We start from the raw sequence: 18897 nt of genomic DNA on the forward strand, positions 1-18897 counted from the left end.
TGCGCAAGCCCGTCAAAGGTGCATGCGTAATTCACTTTATGCCTCAACATGGAACTCAGCCGTTTCAGCGATTACTCCCTGCGCGTACTCATGTACGCGGCTGCGCGCGAGCATGAAAAGGTAACCCTAAGTGAACTGACCCAGGCTTATCGAGTCTCCCACCACCATCTCGTCAAGATTGTCCACTTCCTCGGGAAGCAGGGCTACCTCAGCAACCGCCGCGGCCGCAGTGGGGGCATTCGTCTGGGCAAGGCCCCTCGCGACATCAAGGTCGGGGATGTGATCCGCCACACCGAGACTCATTTCAACCTCGTCGAATGCTTCGACCCCGTCAACGATCTCTGCAAGCTCTCCCCCACCTGCCGTCTGCGCGGGGTGTTCCGGGAGGCGCGGGATGCGTTTCTGGATGTGCTGGACCATTACACCCTGGAGGATTTGGTGATGGACGGGAAGCCGCTTCTGCGTCTGCTCAGCCCCAGCCCGGGTCACGGCTACGTCGCGGGCGCGACGCTGAACGGCACGCACCCCTGAGGCCCCGGGCTTCCAGCCGGTGGGGGCGCGTTGTTTCCTCATGCTGCGCCGCCTTGCTCGCCTGTACGCTGCCGCTTGCTGCGGCGACCCCGGCACCCGCCGAGCCGTGGAAGACATCTTCTGATCCCGTGGCCAAGCTCTGGCAGCGGGTGCAGAGCGGGCAGGTGAAGCTTCCGGTGGAAGGGGATGAGAAGACGTTTCTAAACGCCGTGCTCAAGGAGCTGGATGTGCCGGTGGCCTCGCAGGTGCTGGTGTTCTCCAAGACCAGCCTGCAGAACGCGTTGATCGGGCCGATGCGACCCCGAGCCGTCTATTTTTCTGAGGAGGTGTACGTCGGCTGGGTGCAGGGCGGCATGATTGAGATAATCGGCATGGACCCGGAGACCGGGCCGCACTTTTACACCTTGAGCCAAAGAGGCGGTGCCGACGCCCCGCACCGCCCGGAGCTGGCCACCGATGAGCAGTGCCTGAGCTGCCATGAGAGCTCCCGCACCGGAGGGGTGAAGGGCCTGCTGGTGCGCTCGGTGTTTGCCGATGCCTCCGGGCAGCCCATCCTCAGTGAAGGGAGCCATGTGACCACGCACGAGAGCCCGCTTTCAGAACGCTGGGGCGGCTGGTATGTGACGGGCCGCCATGGCAAGGACCGGCACATGGGCAACGCGATTGCCAAGGAGACCGGGGCGGGCGTGCAACTGGACCGGGAGCGAGGAGCCAACCTCACTTCCCTGCAGGACATCATCTCCACGCAGCCTTATCTGACGAAGACAAGCGACCTGGTGGCCCTCATGGTGCTGGAGCACCAGTGCAGCACGCACAATCTGCTGACAGATGCGGCTGGCAGCACGCGCGCCGCCATGGCCCGCCAGCGGGATTTGCAGAAGGCCTTCAACGAACCCATCACGGATGTGCCTCAGGGCTCCGCGCAGAGCGTGGTGCGCAGCCTGGCGGAGAAGCTGCTGCGGCAGATGCTCTTTGTGGGCGAATACACGCTACAGGATGACGGGGTGGAGGGAGATCCCGCCTTTCAGGATGCCTTCCGCCGCAACCGGCGGGAGACAGAGGAGGGCCGTTCACTCAAGGACTTCCAGCTTCGCACGCGGCTCTTCAAACACCGCTGCAGTTATATGATCTACTCGCAGGCGTTCGAGGCCCTGCCCCGGCAGATGAAGGACGAGTTCTACTCCCAGCTCTGGCAGATCCTGCGCGGTCACGACGGGCGGGACAAGGAATTCGCCAGCCTCTCAGAGAGCGAGCGGACGCACATCCGTACCATCCTGCTGGCCACCAAGAAAGACCTGCCTGCGTGCTGGCGCGAGCAGACGCCCTGAGTCATACTCGCGCCCATCATGCGCCGTTTTGCCCTCTATGCTTTTGTCATCACCCTGCTCTGGCTGGGGTTTGTTTGTGCCATCAGCTTTGTGGAAGCCCCGCTGAAGTTCAAGGCCCCCGGCGTGGAGCTCAAGCATGCGCTTAGCATCGGCCGGCTCGTGTTTCATGCGTTGAACCGGGTGGAGCTGATCTGTTGCGCGTTCTCCTGGTTCCTCATGATGCGGCTGCGCGTGGTGCGTACGCGGGGCAGCTTGGTCCTGCTCGGTCTCATCACCGCGGTGTTAGCCTTTCAGGTATGGGGCCTCATGCCCGCGCTGGATGTGCGGGCGCAGGCCGTGCTGGCGGGTGAGGTGGTGGCCTCTTCCTGGCATCACAACGCCTACATCGGTCTGGAGTTTCTGAAGGCCGCGCTGCTGGGCGTGCTGGCTGCCGCGCAGATCCAGTCCTTTGCCCGCGCGGTGCTTTCGGAGTGAGGTAGGGAAAGTGGGTCTTGAGGTCCAAATGCAGGCGCACGTTGCTGTCACCCCTCCGGGTGAAGACAAATTCTTGGTCTCCGGGGGTATCGCTACGCTCAACCCCCGGCTAATAGCTGGGATGCCTCCGGCATCCAATTGCTCCGTCACAGTGTTCCGATTTCGATCGGTCATCGACGCAACCTGCCCGCCTTTCCACTGCCAATCGAACTCCATGCCGAAGGCATCCCAGAAGGTAGCCAGGGACTGGGCGAGTTCGACGAGCCCTGTCCCTGGAAAGCTTGGAAAGAGGATTGCACCCTGAAGGGGTGCCAGACAAAAACCCCAGGCGGGTTGTTGCCAGACACCATTGCAGGCGGTCATGGGTGACGTCGCATGCGAAGTCCTTCCCTTCGCTCGCCCGCGGGGCCGGTGACCCCGCCTCCTTTACGCTGCGGCCAAATCACATGAGGCGTGTCGGCAGGCACAGGAGGCGGGGGCGATTCACCTCACTGCATGGCACATCCCCTGACCTGACACGGCTCCCGCCCACAAACAAAAAAGCAGGACCCTTGCGGATCCTGCCTTGCTTGTGAAAACGAGCTGCGTTCGCTGAAACAACGGCCCCCTGCGGAGCCTCTGTTTCAGTTTCAAATTCAGACTACACAGACGTCTGCGGGGAGACATCGCCGCCGCCGTTGCCGCCGCCGGTGGCATCTTTAACGACTTCCATGACGGGCGTGAACTCTTTCTTGTTGTCCAACACCTTGTCCACGAGGCCGTAGGCTGCGGCTTCCTCACCGCTCATGTAGTAGTCGCGGTCGGCGTCACGCTCGACGGCTTCCACGGTCTTGCCGGTGTGGTGAGAGATGATCTTGTTCAGACGGCGCTTGAGGCGGTACATGAACTCCACGGTGCGCTCCACGTCACTGGCCGTGCCCTGGGCACCGCCGCTGACCTGGTGGATCATGATGTGGGAGTTCGGGAGCGCATAGCGCTTGCCCTTGGTGCCGGCGGTCAGGAGCACGGCGCCCATGCTGGCGGCGATGCCGATGCAATAAGTGTTCACGTCACAGGTGACGAACTGCATGGTGTCGTAGATGGCCAGGCCCGCGGTCACAGAGCCGCCGGGGGAGTTGATGTAGATGTTGATGTCCTTCTTCGGATCCTGCATCTGCAGGAACAGAAGCTGGGCGATCACGATGTTGGCCACCTGGTCATCAATGGGGGTGCCGATGAAAATGATGCGGTCCTTGAGGAGGCGTGAGTAGATGTCATACGCACGCTCCATGCGTCCTTCCGCCTCAATCACGGTGGGGATGATGTAGTTGGACGGGCGCTGAATCATGGTGGGGAAATTGGCGGTGGTTGACATAGGGACGAATGAAGGGGGTGGTGAAGGGTTTGTCAAACCCAGCGGAATCGAGTCCGGGCTCTGGAGCGGCTCTCCATTGTAGCAGTACGCCGGGTCCGCGCCCGTGGACGGGAGAGGCGCAAAATCCTCTCCCGTCGCCATTCACTCCTTCCCGGCGGGGGCTTCTTCCCATTGCAGAGGCGGAGTCCACGAGCGGCGCGCAGCCTCCCAGGCATCATGAAACTCAGCGTAGTCGGATGCCGGGAACTCTCCCGTTCGGTTCTGGAAGTCAAAATCCACGGTGACCGTACCGTCGTCGGCGACGGAGGGGGCGAGGTGCCAGGTGGTGAACTTGGAGTCTGACTTTTGTGCCAGGGCTTTGACGGCCTCAGCGCGCAGTCCTGCGGGAATTTTCCAGGTCAGGCGAGACTTGAAATGCAAGGGGTAGAGAAACTCGAACCGGCTCTTGCGGTCTTTGATGTATTTGGTGGCGAGGTAGTCGTCCTCCCAGCATGAGGGGAGTGAGGCCTGGCGTGCGGTCCCGGTCACGGAAATGGCATCCCGCACCCGGTAAGTCGTCACCAGCCGGGCAGGGAGGTCCGGATCATCCAGTGCCTCGAAGCGGAAGGACTCCACCTGGATGGTGCCATACTGAGCGAGGATGGACTGGATCTGATCCTGCTGTTCCTTGGGCGTGAGCCCGGAAAAGCTCTCCCGGATGGCGGAGGCATAGTAGCCATTGAGCTCCAGCTGATCCACCACCACCCAGTCACGCTCGCTGATGGAGACGGTGCGGCGGTTTTCCATCTCCCCACTTCCCGCAGGCATGCTCCCCTTGGGGGAGATCAAACGGGGGCCGGCGGGATCCAGGATGAGGGCTCCACTGCGGAGGGCCACCTGAGCGGGATACCGGGAGAGGCTGAGCGTCTTGTCCGTGGGATCAAGCAGCCAGTTTTTACCCAGCACAGGCACATGGACCACCATGTGGTTGAACTGGTCCAGAGAGGGCAGGCTGGGCGCGGTCTCCCAGTCCGTGTTCACCAGTGCCAGATGGCTGGGCACATCCGCCGCCTTCAGCAGCAGATGCAGGAGCAGGGCATGGTCCTTGCAGTCACCGTAGCGGGAGCGGATCGTATCGGAACCAGCGTTGGGGCGGCGGGCCCGCACCCCGAATTCGATGGCTTTGTAGCTGATCTCCTTCTGCACATGCCTGGCCAGGACCGCCACCCGGGCCTGCGGATCCTTGATGCCCTCCACCAGCTTGGCGGCGAGTTCCTTGAGGTCCTGGCTTGCCTCCAGTCGATCCTGGATCTGCTGGAGATACTCCTTCCCTACGGCGGCCCAGTCACCCTCGTCCCCACCGATCCACAGCATGGGGCATCGCCTCTCTCCCCACACCGAGTAGCTCTCCACCTCGGTGGTTGCTTGGGGCGGCATGACCCACGCCAGGAATTTGTCGTTCCGCAGGGTCTGGGCAGACTCCCCCTGGGCGAAGTGGTGCTTCACTCCACTGGTCTCTCCGGTGATGAAAACCGCCTCTCTCTCGATCGGTGCGGAATTGGCGAACAGACGGCGGGTGAACTCAAAGTGTCTGGCGGTGGACAGGTCCTCGATGGTGACTTCACACTCGATGATGTAGCCGGGTTTCACTCCCTCCACCTGCAGATGCAGCACGCGGTCGGAGCTGGCAGTTCCGTCGTGGAGATCCCGCACATAGGCATCATCCACCGTGGCCTGGGAGATCAGCTTGCCGTCGCCGTCCCGGACCTCCAGGCGGTTCATGAAAATACGCTCAGCCAGCGGGTTGAAGGCGAACTGCATCGAGCTCAGATCCTTCGCCCCCTGGTTGTCCAGCACCTTCACCTTCCGGAACAACGTGCGCCGTGAGGGCTTGCCCTTGGCGTAGTGATATCCCGTCGTGCGCAGCAGGGAGACGGCGGACTGTCCTTCCTCGAACGCGTCCGGCACCTTCACCCCTTCCAGCGCCGAGAGCACCTCTGGCGGGGTTTCCACCGGAGGCAGCAGTTGCTTGATATCCGAGTTGTCGCCCTGCCCGAGCGCCGCTGAGGCGGACCGGATGGCTCCCTGGACATCGCTGTCCTTGGGGTTCTTTTGCGCCACCCGTTCAAAGGTCAGCTTCGCATCCTTGTACCACTTGCGGCCCATCTGGCTCCAGCCCAGGGCCATCAGCGCCCGGTAGGATTCCGTCTCTTCCTTGAGCACCTTCTCCGCCACCTCGGCCGCGCGATTGTGTTCGCCAGCTTCATTGCAGTATTCGGCCAGGTCATAGGCAGACCGCTTGTTGGCGGGATCCGTCGCCAGAATTTCCTCAAACTTCTGCAGCGCCAGCTTGTGGTCGCCACTGGAGAAGAGGGTCTGCGCCAGCCAGCGCCGCACGTTGAGGCTGGGGCGTCTTGCCAGCCAGGCCTCCCCCGAGTGAAGGGCGGTCTTGTAGTCGTCCCGTGCGACCAGCAGTTTGATCCAGGCCAGCAGATCGTCCTCATTCTTCAGCCCCTGGTCGAGCAGCCCCAGGAATTGTTTTTCCGCCTCCTCCGTCTTCCCCGTGAGCACGGCGAGGCGGGCCCTCCGGACTCCGAGTGGCAGGTGCTCGGTGAACCTTTCGGAGAATGGTTTGAGGTACTCCACCGCCTCGGCGGCCTGCTCCGCGTTCTCCAGCGCGTGCGCGTAGTTCTCCAGCATCACGGGGTCGGAGTGTGTTTGCTCGAACCCTTTCTTAAACCACCGCGCGGATGTGGGATACTCCTCCCGCTGGAAGTGATGCAAGCCGATCTGGTTGCACGCCGTTCCGTAGTCGTTCAGGGCCGGGGTGCCGATGGGCGGTGCGGCTCCGCGCGGTTCATGCAGTTCCACGGAGGACATGGCGTTCTCCACCAGCTTCATGTCTCCTTTGCCCTCAAGCACCCAGCCCGCGACCATCACGGCCCCTGTCGGCCAGTGGGCCACGCGGACCTTGTAGCGATACGTTGTGCCATCCACATGCTTGAGCTGCTGCCGGATCTCCAGCCCTGACGCAGCGCCGCCAGAGGGTGCGCCTGGGGGTATCCAGGACTTCTCCGAGCTGGTCTGATCTTCACTGTTCGTGGGATACTCCAGATTGATGGTGGAGAGCAGGGCACTGGCCGCGGCATCGAGGCTGACGGCACCTTCCTCAAACCGCAACGGCACGACCACAAACGCCTCAAGGTGCCGTTGGGCGGAGAAATCAGCGAGCCCGGTCAGTTCTGCGGGGTTGGACCATTTGTTCCACGCGCCAGGCTCCAGATGAGTGGCGTACCCCAGCTCCGGTCTGGCCCGATTCTCGACAGCCTCTCCCAGGATGCGGTCTTTGTTCAGCACGCGGAAGGTGCTCATCATGGCCGTGGCCCGCTCCTGCACCTTCTTCTCATGCTGTTCCGCACCCCAGAAAAGCAGCTGCCAGCAGCGGCCGCCATGCATGACCACCCACTGGTCATAGTACACATTCATGAACACCCCTTCGGGTCGGGTCAGGGTCTGGATCCTGACAAAATCCAGCCCGTTCATCTGCACATTCTCCTGAGTCTGCCTGGAGTTCTTGGTATTGGGGAGGGCTCCGATCCTGACACTCTCACTCAGATCCTCCAGGCGGATTCCGATGCCTGCCTCCTCCGCGATCACGACCATGAAGACCTCGGAATTCTTGAGCCGCAGGGCCATGCAGGACAGCTTGTTGAGCTGCTTGGGATTCGGGATCTCCCACCAGGAGTCGTTGGCGGTGACAGAGAAGTTGAACTGCTCGTTCTTGATCTCGCGTGGGGTTCCGCCATCCACCAGGGAGGAGGAGTCATCGTCGTTGTGCTGGATCTTGCTCGCGATGTTGACCGCGGCGCCAACACCGACGCTCAAGACGATCACTGATGAAAGAACGATCGCCCAGATGGCCTGGGCCTTGCCCTGACGGTAGCGACTGGCATCATAGAGACAGAGGCCCACAATCCCGACCGCCAGTCCGCCAATCAGGATCGCCACCATCACAAAACTCAGGATGATGTGCAGCAGCTCGCTCCGGTAGCCGGTCATCAAAGTGAAGAGACGGACGCTAGACGAGAGTGCCCACCCGATGAACACCAGCAGAAGTGCCGTGACGCACAAGGTGCTGGTGGTGGGGCGGCGCAGGATCTGGGCACAACGGACGACGCCGAAGAGGGTGCCCAACGTTGCGAACACGGTGCCCACGTAGGCGCCTGCTTCTTCCGCCGGGTTTTGGAAAGTCTCTGTCAGTAGGAAGGGGGTAAATTCCATGGAGCCTTCTAGCTTGCTCCGGTGCGCCTAGGCAACCAGGTTTTTCCGTCTTTTTCACGAGCGGCAAGCACCGCCGGCCGAATGGCCCCAGGGCGGACGCGGGCATCCGTTTGAAAGATTTGGCCTCTTTGGGGTGATGACTCCCTGACCAGCGGGAGCGAAGCCTGCCCGGTCGCTTGAAACCTCTGGCCCCGCCCTCAATGCCCCACCGGTTCACCTCTGTCCCCCGTTCGTTGCCGTTTCTTGCGCTGACCGTCGCCGTGACGCTCTGCGCCGCCGCTCCATCCTCCATCCAGGCCAGCGGGACGGAGGAGTGGCCGCGCTTTCGCGGTCCCAACGGCAATGGCGGCTGGAATCCTGCGGGTGTGCCTGGCGACGTCACCGAAAGCGAACCCCGCCTGCTCTGGAAGGCGGATCTGGGCGGCGGCTACGGCGGCGTGACCGTGGCCCAGGGGAGCGTGTATGTGATGGACCGCCAGTCCGGCTCCGGCAAGGCGGAGGTGGAACGCATCCTCTGCTTTGACGCAGCGACTGGCAAGCTCCGCTGGGAGCACTCCTACCCGACGAGTTATGACTCCATGGACTACGGCAACGGGCCGCGTGCCTCCGTGACCGTGCATGAGGGGCGCGCCTACACTCTGGGAGCCCGCGGCGTGGCCGTGTGCCTGGATGCCGTCACGGGCAAGGTGCACTGGCAGGTGGATCTGGTGAAGGATCACGGTGGCGTCATCCCCACCTGGGGCTTCGCCGCCTCTCCCTTCATCTGGAAGGACACGGTACTGCTGCATTGTGGGGCGCAGCCGAATGGCAGCGTGGTTGCCCTTGATCGCCACAGCGGGCGCGAGCGCTGGCGCGGCGGCAGCGATCCCGCCGGCTACTGCACCCCTGTGGTGATCCAGTCGCCCGCAGGTCCCCAACTCATCCAGTGGGGGCCCAAGCACATCACCAGCCTGAACCCAGACTCCGGTGCGGAGCACTGGCGCTTCCCCTATGAAATAACGTACGGCGTGTCCATCGCCCAGCCGCTCTATCATGAAGGCCTGCTCTTCGTCTCCGGCTACTGGCACGGCTCCCGCGCCCTGCGGCTGGGGGAAAAGGATCTCAAGGAGGTGAGCCTGGCATGGAGCGAGGAAAAAACGCTCTGCGGCCTCATGAGCCAGCCCCTGTACAAGGACGGTCATGTGTACCTTCTCACCAAGGCCGAGGGCGTGATCTGCTTCCGCCTCCAGGACGGCAAGGTGCAGTGGAAGGACGGCCATCAGCTGACGCCCAAGGATCGCAATCCCCAGATCAGCCTCGTCTGGCTGGATGAAAAACAGAACCTCGCCTGTGGCCTCAATGCCAGTGGCGAACTCTTCTACGCCCGCTTCACCCCCGAGAAGATGGAGGAGCTGGCCCGGCACCAGATCATCGGCAAGACCTGGGCGCATCCGGCCTTCGCCGGGAACCGCGTGTTTGCCCGGAGTGATTCGGAGCTGAGAGTGTGGCAGGTTTGGTAGCGTGGTTCTTGGTTTGAAGTTTGAAGTTTGAAGTTTGAAGTTTGAAGTTTGAAGTTTGAAGTTTGAAGTTTGAAGTTTGAAGTTTGAAGTTTGAAGTTTGAAGTTTGAAGTTTGAAGTTTGAAGTTTGAAGTTTGAAGTTTGAAGTTTGAAGTTTGAAGTTTGAAGTTTGAAGTGGCGCGTTATCTCATGAACCCTCCGGGTTCGAATCCCACCACTTACCTCTAACTACTCACCGCTCACCGCTCAAGATCGCCCCGCAACATGAGCCGCCGCTCCGCATCCTGCACCTGGGACACGAGACCCCGGGCTTCCTTCAAATGCTCCTCCATCGCCTGCTGTCGTCTTAAGCCTTTCGCGGCACGGGCCAGGGCCTCGTGCGCGTAGCCAAGGTAGAAGGGCGTGTCCCCCCTGGCGAATTCCAGGGCTTGCAATCCGTGTTCCCAGGCCTCGGCATGCCGGCGCGGCCACCGCGCAGGCCCGTGAGACCAGCCAGTGGCCGATGGAACGGTTGCGATCCGTCACGTCCGCTCGCTGGCCCCAGTGTTCCAGCGACTCCAGGGCCAGACGGACCATCTTGGTGTCCTCCTCCTTGCTGCGATCAGTTTTGACCAGCAGGTCCCACGTGAGATTGAAGCACTCAGCGGAGAGCCGGATGCGATCCTGTTCTTCGCTGGATTCCATGGATGAGCCAAGTCCACCACAACGGTGGAGAAGTGACAAGGGTGTTTTGCGCCAGCCTGCATCCATGCCGGAGCCTGTCCGCGATGTGTAAAGGAACGGGAGAGACGGCCCTGGTGGCCTCAAGACCCCCATCCTCATGAGCCGCCGCGCCAGCCCGTCCCGGAAACCCGCCCCCCGCGGCACGAGCCGTCATTTCCTGCGTGGCCTGGCCCGCGCCTTCGCCGGGGCCATCGTGTTTGGCCTGCCCCTGCTCATGACCATGGAGATGTGGTGGCTGGGGTTTCACGCTGACCGCGGGCGCCTGGCCCTGCTGTTCATCTTGTCTTTCCCGCTGCTAGTGGGGCTGTCTCACTACTCGGGGTTTGAGCCCACCTTCGGCTGGGTGGATGACGTGGTGGACACCTTCGTGGCCTGCGCCGTGGGCTTTGTCTCCAGCGGGGTCATCCTGCTGCTCTTTGGCCTCATCGAGCCCGGCATGGCCGCGAGCGAGGTGTTGGGTAAGATCGGGCTGCAGACCCTGCCGGCCAGCATCGGGGCGCTGCTGGCCGCCGGACAGTTTGCCTCCCGGGAGGAGCGGGAAGCGGATCAAAAGCGATTCAGGAAATATCAGGGAGAGCTGTTTCTCATGATGGTGGGGGCCATCTTCCTGGCGCTGAGCATGGCCCCCACGGATGAGATGATGCTCATCGCCTACATGATGACCCCGGCCCACGTGCTGGGATTGATCGTCCTTTCCCTGGGGGTGATGCACGCGTTTGTGCATGCAGTCGAGTCGTCTGGCAAGGCGTACGTGCCCGCTGGCACACCCTTCTGGAGTGTGTTCCTCCGCATCACCATCCCGGGTTATGTCATCGCCCTGTTGATCAGCGCCATCATCCTGTGGGCGTTTGAGCGCACGGATTCCTCTGGTCCCGCCACGTTGATGGGCACTGTCATTGTGTTGGGCTTCCCTGCCGCGGTCGGAGCTGGCGCCGCCCGGCTCATCATCTGACGGCGCAGGCCTTCCACCGACCATCACACCAATCCCCACCCAAATCCATGAACGCCAAAGCTTCGCCGCCCATCCCGCCCGCTGAATGGATCGTTGCTGGCATCGGGCTGGTGGTCTTTGCCTCCGTGCTCGGGCTGATGGTGTGGGATGCCGTGGCGGGAGATCAATCGCCCCCGCGCATCACGGTCCAGGTGGATTCCATCGCTCCCAGCGGGGACGGCTTTCTGCTGAAGTTCCTCGCTCGCAATGACGGTGGTGAGACCGCTGCGGAGGTGGTGGTGGACGGGGAGTCGCCCACGCCTGGAGGGCAGACAGAGACCGCCAGCGCCACGCTGGACTTCCTGCCTGCCCACTCGGAACGTAGGGGCGGATTTTTCTTCAAGACCAAACCGGATCAGAACACCGTACGCCTGCGAGCGAGTTCATTCCGTGAACCCTAGAGCTTTCAGGACGAGCGGGGCCTCCCGGTGACTTAATCTGCGGCCCGGGTCACGGTGTAGCCAGCGGGGGCCTGAAAGGCGGAGTCGGGAATCTCCTCGAACTTCACCGACTTCACCGTCGTGATGCAGGGGAAGCTTTCGCTGCCGGTGCAGCTCTTGAGGATCATCCCATCCATCTCCGGGGGCAGGATGGTCGCATCCCCTTCAGTCTTCACGGTGGCCAGCTCGGCCTTGATGCGTTCGTAGTCCGGGTAGCCCTTCGCCACCCAGAAGGTGGACTTCATGCCCAGCACCTCCATGGTGATGATCGCACATTCGTATCCGTTCACCTTTTCGGTCGTGCCCGTGACGGTGTACTTCGGAGCCGTGGGGGAGGTCGCGGCATCCGCCGTGACCTGGGGCTGGCGCATGACGGTCACTTCACGGGCCGGGTGCATCACGGTCATCACTTCGCGTGCTTTGGTATTGGCGATCGTGCTGAGCTCCTCACAGATGTCGGCGCGGATCATGCCGCCCTGAATGCGCATCACGGTTTCGCTGCGGACTTCAGATCCCTCCACCGTCTGCTCCAACACCAGGCCAGCCCGCAGAGGACCAGCGGTGCAGAGAATCGCGGCACTGGCCACAGCCATGCCGAGCAGGGGGCGGAGGATTGGGCTCGTCTTCATACTACTGGATGCATTTGCGTTTTCCGCGGTTTGTGACGGATTACGTGTGTGACTGGATCTCAGATGGAGCAAAAGGCCTCCTCCGCCGTCGCCTCGCGGTCGGCTTCCTCGCGAGCCGGGCTGGAGGTAATTGTTTCTGCATCAACGATTTCCACCGCTGTGCGGAGACACAAGACTTGAGCTGAACTGACGCCCAAGAGCCCGTGCCCAACGGAACTGATCAGTAAAAGGAGTGAGGGACATTCTTGTCCCGGTCCCGTCGTGCTACCCACGTCAAACAACGCCAGGCTAAAGCCCAGCACTACTTTGAGCTGCCGCCTGCGGCGTAGTCCGGTTGTGCCAACCGGCTCCGTGAGCGGAGGAATATTGCGTCTTGGGCCTTTGAGCGCGATGTGGTCTGCCACGTCAGGGGCACGCGTCCGACCGGGACAAGAATGTCCTTCGCTCCTTTTACTGACCGCTTCGTTGGAGGGGGACTTCCGTGCGCCAGCTCAAGTCTTGCGTCTGGCAGTCTGGCGTCTTCCTCGAAGCGGGCCAGTCACACACGCTCAGAATTCTGATTCCGCATGTTCCAGTCTTGTGGCAAGATCGATGAAAAATATGACCCGATTTGCCAATTTTCTGGCCAGAGCATCGCTCTGGCTCGGGGTGATCTTGCCCATCATCACCCTGGTGTTTGAAGGCCTGACACATGCGTGCTCCAGCACGTTCTTTGATCCTCTGCCCACCTGGTGGCACTATCTGGCGATCTTGCCGGTGCCCATCACCTGCTTCCTCACTTTGCGTTTGTGGAAGAATCCGTCTGAGCAGGCGATCGAACGGCTGTCGTGGGTCAACCGCATTGCCTGGCCCGTCATCCTTCTCTACAACGTCACTTTCGCCTGGGTCAGCATGGTCGCGTGTCTGCTCCTGCCGTTTTCGTTGGCGATGATCTTCAGCAAAGAGGCCCTGTTTATCGTGCTGATCCTGGCCAGCTTGGGGCCGTTGGCGGGCTTCGTCGGCTTGGCAGTTGCTACGGGATCCCTCTCACGGATTCGCGCCTCTCTTCCAGATCCTGTCGCTGCTCGTTGCATCAGGAAAGGCCGCTATGGCTGGATGGCCGGGATCGCTATGCTCTTGATCGCGGAAGGGCCGCTGCTCTGGACGGAGTTCTGGATTGAGGGCGCCGCCGCCAGAGGCCACCCTGCACAAACCACAGCACTGCAGATCTTGCGCAAGACCGGTCGTGAAGACATGCTGCTGCGCCAAAGCTATGAGGCCGGATCTTCCGGACTTCAGGGCCCCAGCCTTGCGCTGCTCTTTGGCAGAGAAGGCGTTCCGTTCTCGTTCCGCGAAGTCCTGCCGGGAGGCCCGATTGGGTTTAACCAAGCCCGGGAGATTTACTTCAAAGTCACGGGCATGCCCTTCAATGAGGCGCGTCCACCTCGCACGTCACAGTTCAGACTATTGGGGATGAACGAAGGCATCCAGCGAGATGGTTCACTCGATGGAGTGGATTGGGATGCGGAGCGGGGTGGAGATTCGGTGGGGGCCAGAGTTCGAGGACTATCTCTCGCGACCTCGAGCATGCAGTGGCATCTCGACTCGGTCGCGGCCCAGGCCTACGGCGAGTGGACGCTGGAGTTTGGCAACGTCCACAGCAGTGCACAGGAAGCCCGCTGCCAGATCCTGCTGCCACCTGGTGGATTTGTCTCCCGGGTGAATCTCTGGATCGATGGTCAGGTGCAGGAGGCTGCCTTCGGGGCCAGGGCCCAAGTGAAGGCCGCCTACCGGCAAGTGGTCGTGGTGGAGCAGCGGGATCCCGTGATGGTGAACATGAGCGGTCCTGATCGGGTGGCGGTGCAGTGCTTTCCCGTGCCGGCGGGCGGTAAGATGAAAATCCGCCTGGGCATCACCGCGCCCCTGGTAGGGGAGCCTGACCACACGGGTCAGCTGGCCCTCCCTGCCTTCCTGGAGCGCAATTTTGCCATTCTCCCGGGATTCAAACATGCAGTCTCATGCCAGCGCGACCGTGGAGCCGTGGAGACACGGGAGGCAAATGACACCACCCTTCTGGGGGAGCGGGTGCTTCCATCAGGAGACCCCGCCCCGCTGGTCTGGGCGAAGGATCCCTTTGCCGCCAATGCGCCCGGTGGGACGCAGCCTGCCTACCTGGCACGTGTGCGGGAGTCCATTCAGCAGGCACCCGCCGCTCGGGTGGTGGTGGTCTTGGACGGCTCGTTTCGTCTCCGGGGGCATGCCGAAGCCATCCGTAATGCCATTGAGGCAATTCCCTCGAACCTCAAGCTGGAAGTCGTCATGGCCACTGACGGCGAGCCGCTGATCTTCGGCCGCGATGCTCTGGCTCAGCGGATCGTGCCCAAGGCATTTGTCGGTGGTCGGGACAACTCCCCGGCCCTTCTGAAGGGTTTGAAGCAGGCTCTTCCCTCCGGCGGGGAGCAAGTGCCTGCCACGCTGATCTGGATGCACGGCCCGCAACCGTGGGCCTTTGATCGTCGCGACGTCCTTCCGCCGTCACGCGAGACTCCCACCAGGGCTGTGGCAGTTCAAAATTCGGAGAGCTATCCGACCGAGCTTGTGGAGTATCTCGCCAAGCTTTCTGCGCCACCCACCCTGCACACGGTGGAGATGGTGCCCGGTCCCAACCGGTTGCTGGAGCAGCTCTATCAATCCACCGAACTTCGCAGCGGCATGCGCTGGAACGGGACGCCTGTGGGATTGAAAGCTCACCTGGCCTCCATTGTGGGCGGAGGAGAGCGGTGGCGATACCGCTACACGCGCAGTGACATGGCCCCCCAAGAGGGAGTTCAGGTGTGGGATCAGCTTGTCCGTCAGCAGGTCTATGAAGAAGTGATGGATGCGTTCAAAGGGGTGAATGTCGTGCCGGACGCCCAGGCAAAACGAGCGGCCCACTACCAACTGGTCACGCCGTATTCTGGGGCCGTGGTGCTGGAGACGAAGCAGCAATATGCGGCGGCGGGTCTCAAGCAGGCAGATCCTGACTCCAGCCCCAAGATTCCCAGTGTTGTTCCTGAACCCTCCCGTGCCTTGTTGCTGGTGGTGGGACTGGGGTGGGCGCTGCTCCGGCGGCGGCGGCGCGGAGCAAAGTAGTCTAGAGCTTTAGCTCGTCAGTCGTGCCACTCCACGCTTCCAATACCGAGCTGAAGCTCTGCACTACTTTGAGCTTCCGATCCCGCGGTCAGTAAAAGGAGTGAGGGACATTCCACCGCTGTGCGGAGACACAAGACTGGAAGACTCCAGACACAAGACCTGAGCTGAACTGAACTGACGCACAAGAGCCCGCACCCAACGGAACTGATCAGTAACAGGAGTGAGGGACATTCCTGTCCCGGTCGGACGCGTGCCCCTGACGCGGCAGACCACATCGCGATCAAAGGCCCAAGACGCCGTATCTCTCCGCTCCCAAAGCCGGTTGGCACAACCGGACTACGCCGCAGGCGGCAGCTCAAAGTAGTGCTGGGCTTTAGCTTGGCGTTGTTTGACGTGGGTAACACGACGGGACCGGGACAGAAATGTCCCTCACTCCTTTTACTGACCAACCCCGCTTTGCGGCCTCTTTGATGCGTGAGCTCAGGTCTTGTGTCTGGAGTCTTCTACTCTTCTGTCTCCCGCGAAGCGGGCGCTACTTTGCCCCGCGCAGGCACGCCTCCACCTGCCTCACCCGCTCTGCAACATTGCCCTGCACCTCCACCCACGTCTCCCCCATGGCGGTGAGTTGTTCCTCGTACCAGTCGTGCTGTTGCTGGCGGAACGCCTGGTCCCGGCGGGTGCCGTCCTGGTCAAAGGGGATGTCCGGGGCACAGAGCACGTAAACGTCGTACTTCCGCTTCGCCAGGGTCCACAGGTCGGGTTCGGCCCGGCCGTGATCTTCCAGGCAGTAAAACAAGGTGGTCAACGGCGAGGTGTCGCAGAACAGATAGCGGTTCGCCCTGCCAGCGGACTCTTCCTCCCTGGCCACCTGCACGACTCCGATGTGCAGCAGGTCCGCATACGCCAGATGGCCGCCCTGGTTCACCCAGAGCTCTCGACCGTACTCCGTGACATACAGCGTGTCGTATTTCTGCGCCAGCGCGGTGGCCAGCGTGCTTTTGCCGGAGGACTCTCCGCCCAGGAGGCAGATACGTTTCACAAAGGAGGCATAGACCACGGGGGACAACCACTGCCGCAGGCCATGGGGATCTGCCCGCAAGGCGGTGCCGCTCACGGGCAGGGCGGTTCTTGCAGGGTCCACCGATACATGGGTCACTACCGGGTGAGCGGGGGTTTCTTCACGGAAGTAACGGGTCAGCTCGGCCGCGAATCCCTCACCGTAGGCTTCACTGGTGAACACCGCATCCACGGTGGCGCGCAGCACCTCCCGGCACACCTGGCCGACAAACCGGCGGTGCCGCGATTCATCGGGATCGTCATTGGGCGGTGGCACCAAACCCCAGGGATTGTCCGCGTCCAGTACGATGCGGGTGGTTTCTGGAAACAAGCTCTCCAGCCACGCCGCCCGCTTCTCCGGTTCACAACCCGGGAACTCCGGCACGGTGTAGCTCACCACCACCACGGTCTCACATTCCGCCAGGGCGCGGCGGATCACGGCCTCATGACCCTTGTGCAGTGGGCAGAACTTGCCCACCACCAGACCACGCTGAAAGCGGCCCGTGATCATGCCACAGCAGAGGCGGAGCCCGCCTCCGGGGTGGATGCCGCTGCGCTGGCCTGTTGCGCCCGCAACAGCCGGTGCCAGTGCCACAGGGAAATCACGGCATTGATCCAGAAGGCGAAGTACAGGCCCGCAGTGACATAGAGCCCGCGACTGGCAAAGAGCGGCACGGAGATCGTGTTCACCACCAGCCAGCACCACCAGTTCTCCACCCGACGGCCCACCAGAAGGAACTGGGCCACCACGCTGAAGGTCAGCACGGTGGAGTCCCAGTAGGGCGCATAGGCATCGGTGTAATGGTGCAGCATGAGCCCGTAGGCCCCCGCCACGGCCAGGGCTGCCATCACCAGCACCAGACCCATCATCGGCGGCGTGCGGCGGATCGGCAACTCGGTCTGCGCCAGACCCTTGCTGCCACCGTGCAGCCAGCGCCACCAGCCTAGGGCACTGGCGGCGATGAAGAAGAACTGTAGCGCCACATCGGCATATAAGTTCGCGTCATAGAATACCTGGGCAAACAGCGCGCAGCCCAGGATGCCCGTCCACCAGGTGTGCACGCTGTTGCGTCCTGCCAGCAGGATGGACAGGGCGTTGACGGTGTTGGCGGCGATTTCCAGGATCAGATCCAGATTCATGTGGTGGCAGGATCGGCGAGATCCGAGGTGTATTGGATGACCTTGCCATCCAGGAAGGCTTGTTGTTCAACATGGAGACGCTGGCCGTCGCCAAGGATCGATTGCAGAATCTGCCGCAGTTGGGTGTTCAGAGAGTCCATGCCGGCATGACGGAACGTCACGGTTCCGTCCGCCGCTTGATGCACGGTCCATTGGGGCAGGGCCAGGGGGCGCAGCGCGTGGGTGATCTCGATGTTGTTGATCCATGAACCCGAGGTGGTTCGATACCGCACGGGGGGGCGCCCCTGCAGGCCCACCAGTACCGGTTCCGGGCCGCTGAAGTCCAGCGCGGCATGATCTCCGGTGCGATAGCGCAGCAGCGGCAGGCAGAAGTTGAACCCGCCCGTCAGCGTCACCTCGCCCCGCTCGCCGGGGGGCAGGGGGCGGTCTTCTTCATCCAGGATCTCCACATACATGCGGGGTTGTAGCAGCACATGTCCGCCCGCGGCGGGATCTGCCACGGCGATGGGCCCCGCCTCGTTCATGGAGTACAGGTCCAGCACTGGGCACTGGAAGCGTTCTTCGAGTCGCTGGCGCAGCCCTGGCAGCAGTGTCATGGACGTGCTCAGGAGCGCCCTCGGCCGCCAGGTCACGGGCAGGGTGAGGAGCTCGGCAAAGGAGATGGGATCGCCCGTGTACACCTCCGCCTTCAGATCGTCGAGGTACTTTGCCCGGTCCTCGGGATCGCGCCAGTCGTCCGGGTGCAGGTTGATCTTGGCCAGCCCCGCCTCATTCATCGTGGGCGTCACGGAGACATAGGTGAAGCACTTCTTCTGGTGACCGATCAGCACCACCCCCACCTCGCCCGCGCCCGCCAGCAGCGTGATGCCGTGACGGCGCAGGGCCCGCTTGTGAAAGGCCAGGTACGAGGCTGCCACCACGGGGTGGGAGGCCAGCAGCAGGGGATGCCCGCTTGTGCCGCTGGTGCGGAAGTTGATCATCCGCTCCACCGGCACGCTGTCCGGCACGAAGGAGGCAATGTCCCGGCTCAGGTCTGCGCGGGAGATGGAGAGAATGTCCTCGAACCTCGCGGGTGGCGTGCCCTGTCGGCGGTAGTGCGGCACGTCGGCATAGGTGCTGGCGGTGAACTCCTCCAGCCAGCGCGGCGGTTCCCCCGCGCGCCAGTCGATGGCGGCCGCGGCCACCTCGCTTTCAAAGGACCGCACGCGCGTCACTTCCTCGGGCAGCAGGCGGTTGCCGCTTTCATTGCGGTAGATCGGGGCATGGGGATGCTCCTTCAGAAAGCTCAGCAGGCGCTGCCCCGCTGGCGTCAGGGTGGGGTAGCGGTCCAGGTCGGTGGGCTGGGGATCGGCGTCCATGCGGA

Annotated in this window: 14 protein-coding genes; 7 read left to right on the forward strand and 7 right to left on the reverse strand. The window is 62.5% G+C overall.

Annotated elements, in window-relative coordinates; translation table 11 throughout:
* Positions 1-48: 48 nt before the first annotated feature.
* From BV106_RS06155 to BV106_RS06165, 3 genes are read left to right on the forward strand one after another with little or no spacing between them, the layout of a single operon-like run.
* The gene (locus BV106_RS06155; protein ID WP_038162083.1) at positions 49-531 is read left to right on the forward strand and encodes an Rrf2 family transcriptional regulator; all 483 of its coding nucleotides are present in this window, start codon (positions 49-51) and stop codon (positions 529-531) included.
* A 53-nt stretch (positions 532-584) separates the two neighbouring features.
* Positions 585-1859 (forward strand): hypothetical protein, encoded by a 1275-nt coding sequence (locus BV106_RS06160; protein ID WP_038162087.1) that lies wholly within the window; start codon positions 585-587, stop codon positions 1857-1859.
* Between the two features lie 18 nt (positions 1860-1877).
* Positions 1878-2333, forward strand: a complete 456-nt coding sequence (locus BV106_RS06165) for a hypothetical protein (protein ID WP_038162090.1) — start codon at positions 1878-1880, stop codon at positions 2331-2333.
* Positions 2334-2973: 640 nt separating this feature from the next.
* Here the strand turns inward: BV106_RS06165 and BV106_RS06170 are convergent.
* Positions 2974-3687, reverse strand: coding sequence for an ATP-dependent Clp protease proteolytic subunit (locus BV106_RS06170; RefSeq protein ID WP_038162094.1), 714 nt, complete (start codon positions 3685-3687; stop codon positions 2974-2976).
* Between the two features lie 141 nt (positions 3688-3828).
* Positions 3829-7947, reverse strand: coding sequence for a tetratricopeptide repeat protein (locus tag BV106_RS06175; protein WP_038162097.1), 4119 nt, complete (start codon positions 7945-7947; stop codon positions 3829-3831).
* 200 nt (positions 7948-8147) lie between these two features.
* Between BV106_RS06175 and BV106_RS06180 the strand changes: the two genes are divergently transcribed.
* Positions 8148-9446, forward strand: coding sequence for a PQQ-binding-like beta-propeller repeat protein (locus BV106_RS06180; RefSeq protein WP_038162100.1), 1299 nt, complete (start codon positions 8148-8150; stop codon positions 9444-9446).
* Between the two features lie 237 nt (positions 9447-9683).
* Here BV106_RS06180 and BV106_RS06185 read toward each other — a convergent pair whose 3' ends face one another.
* On the reverse strand, positions 9684-9878 hold the full coding sequence (locus BV106_RS06185) for a hypothetical protein (RefSeq protein ID WP_038162102.1): 195 nt from the start codon (positions 9876-9878) through the stop codon (positions 9684-9686).
* Between the two features lie 386 nt (positions 9879-10264).
* On the opposite strand from BV106_RS06185, the gene BV106_RS06190 reads away from it, so the two are divergent.
* A complete protein-coding gene (locus BV106_RS06190) occupies positions 10265-11119 on the forward strand; it encodes a TIGR02587 family membrane protein (RefSeq protein ID WP_038162105.1) in 855 nt (284 codons plus the stop codon).
* 47 nt (positions 11120-11166) lie between these two features.
* Positions 11167-11559, forward strand: a complete 393-nt coding sequence (locus BV106_RS06195) for a hypothetical protein (RefSeq protein WP_038162108.1) — start codon at positions 11167-11169, stop codon at positions 11557-11559.
* 32 nt (positions 11560-11591) lie between these two features.
* Here BV106_RS06195 and BV106_RS06200 read toward each other — a convergent pair whose 3' ends face one another.
* Positions 11592-12227, reverse strand: coding sequence for a DUF4412 domain-containing protein (locus tag BV106_RS06200; protein ID WP_038162111.1), 636 nt, complete (start codon positions 12225-12227; stop codon positions 11592-11594).
* A 600-nt stretch (positions 12228-12827) separates the two neighbouring features.
* Here BV106_RS06200 and BV106_RS06205 point away from each other — a divergent pair.
* Positions 12828-15338, forward strand: a complete 2511-nt coding sequence (locus tag BV106_RS06205; protein ID WP_265595384.1) for a VIT domain-containing protein — start codon at positions 12828-12830, stop codon at positions 15336-15338.
* A 532-nt stretch (positions 15339-15870) separates the two neighbouring features.
* On the opposite strand, the gene BV106_RS06210 is transcribed toward BV106_RS06205, so the two are convergent.
* Genes BV106_RS06210 through BV106_RS06220 form a run of 3 tightly spaced genes read right to left on the reverse strand, consistent with a single transcriptional unit; the run spans position 15871 to position 18892 of the window.
* Positions 15871-16905 (reverse strand): AAA family ATPase, encoded by a 1035-nt coding sequence (locus BV106_RS06210; protein ID WP_081891550.1) that lies wholly within the window; start codon positions 16903-16905, stop codon positions 15871-15873.
* On the reverse strand, positions 16902-17534 hold the full coding sequence (gene pnuC / locus BV106_RS06215; protein ID WP_038162115.1) for a nicotinamide riboside transporter PnuC: 633 nt from the start codon (positions 17532-17534) through the stop codon (positions 16902-16904). The genes BV106_RS06210 and pnuC overlap by 4 nt, the downstream gene beginning before the upstream one ends.
* Complete coding sequence (locus BV106_RS06220) at positions 17531-18892, reverse strand: AMP-binding protein (protein WP_038162119.1); 1362 nt, start codon at positions 18890-18892, stop codon at positions 17531-17533. The genes pnuC and BV106_RS06220 overlap by 4 nt, the downstream gene beginning before the upstream one ends.
* Positions 18893-18897: the final 5 nt, after the last annotated feature.

The sequence above is a fragment of the Verrucomicrobium sp. BvORR106 genome, from assembly GCF_000739655.1.
Classification (GTDB): domain Bacteria; phylum Verrucomicrobiota; class Verrucomicrobiia; order Verrucomicrobiales; family Verrucomicrobiaceae; genus Verrucomicrobium.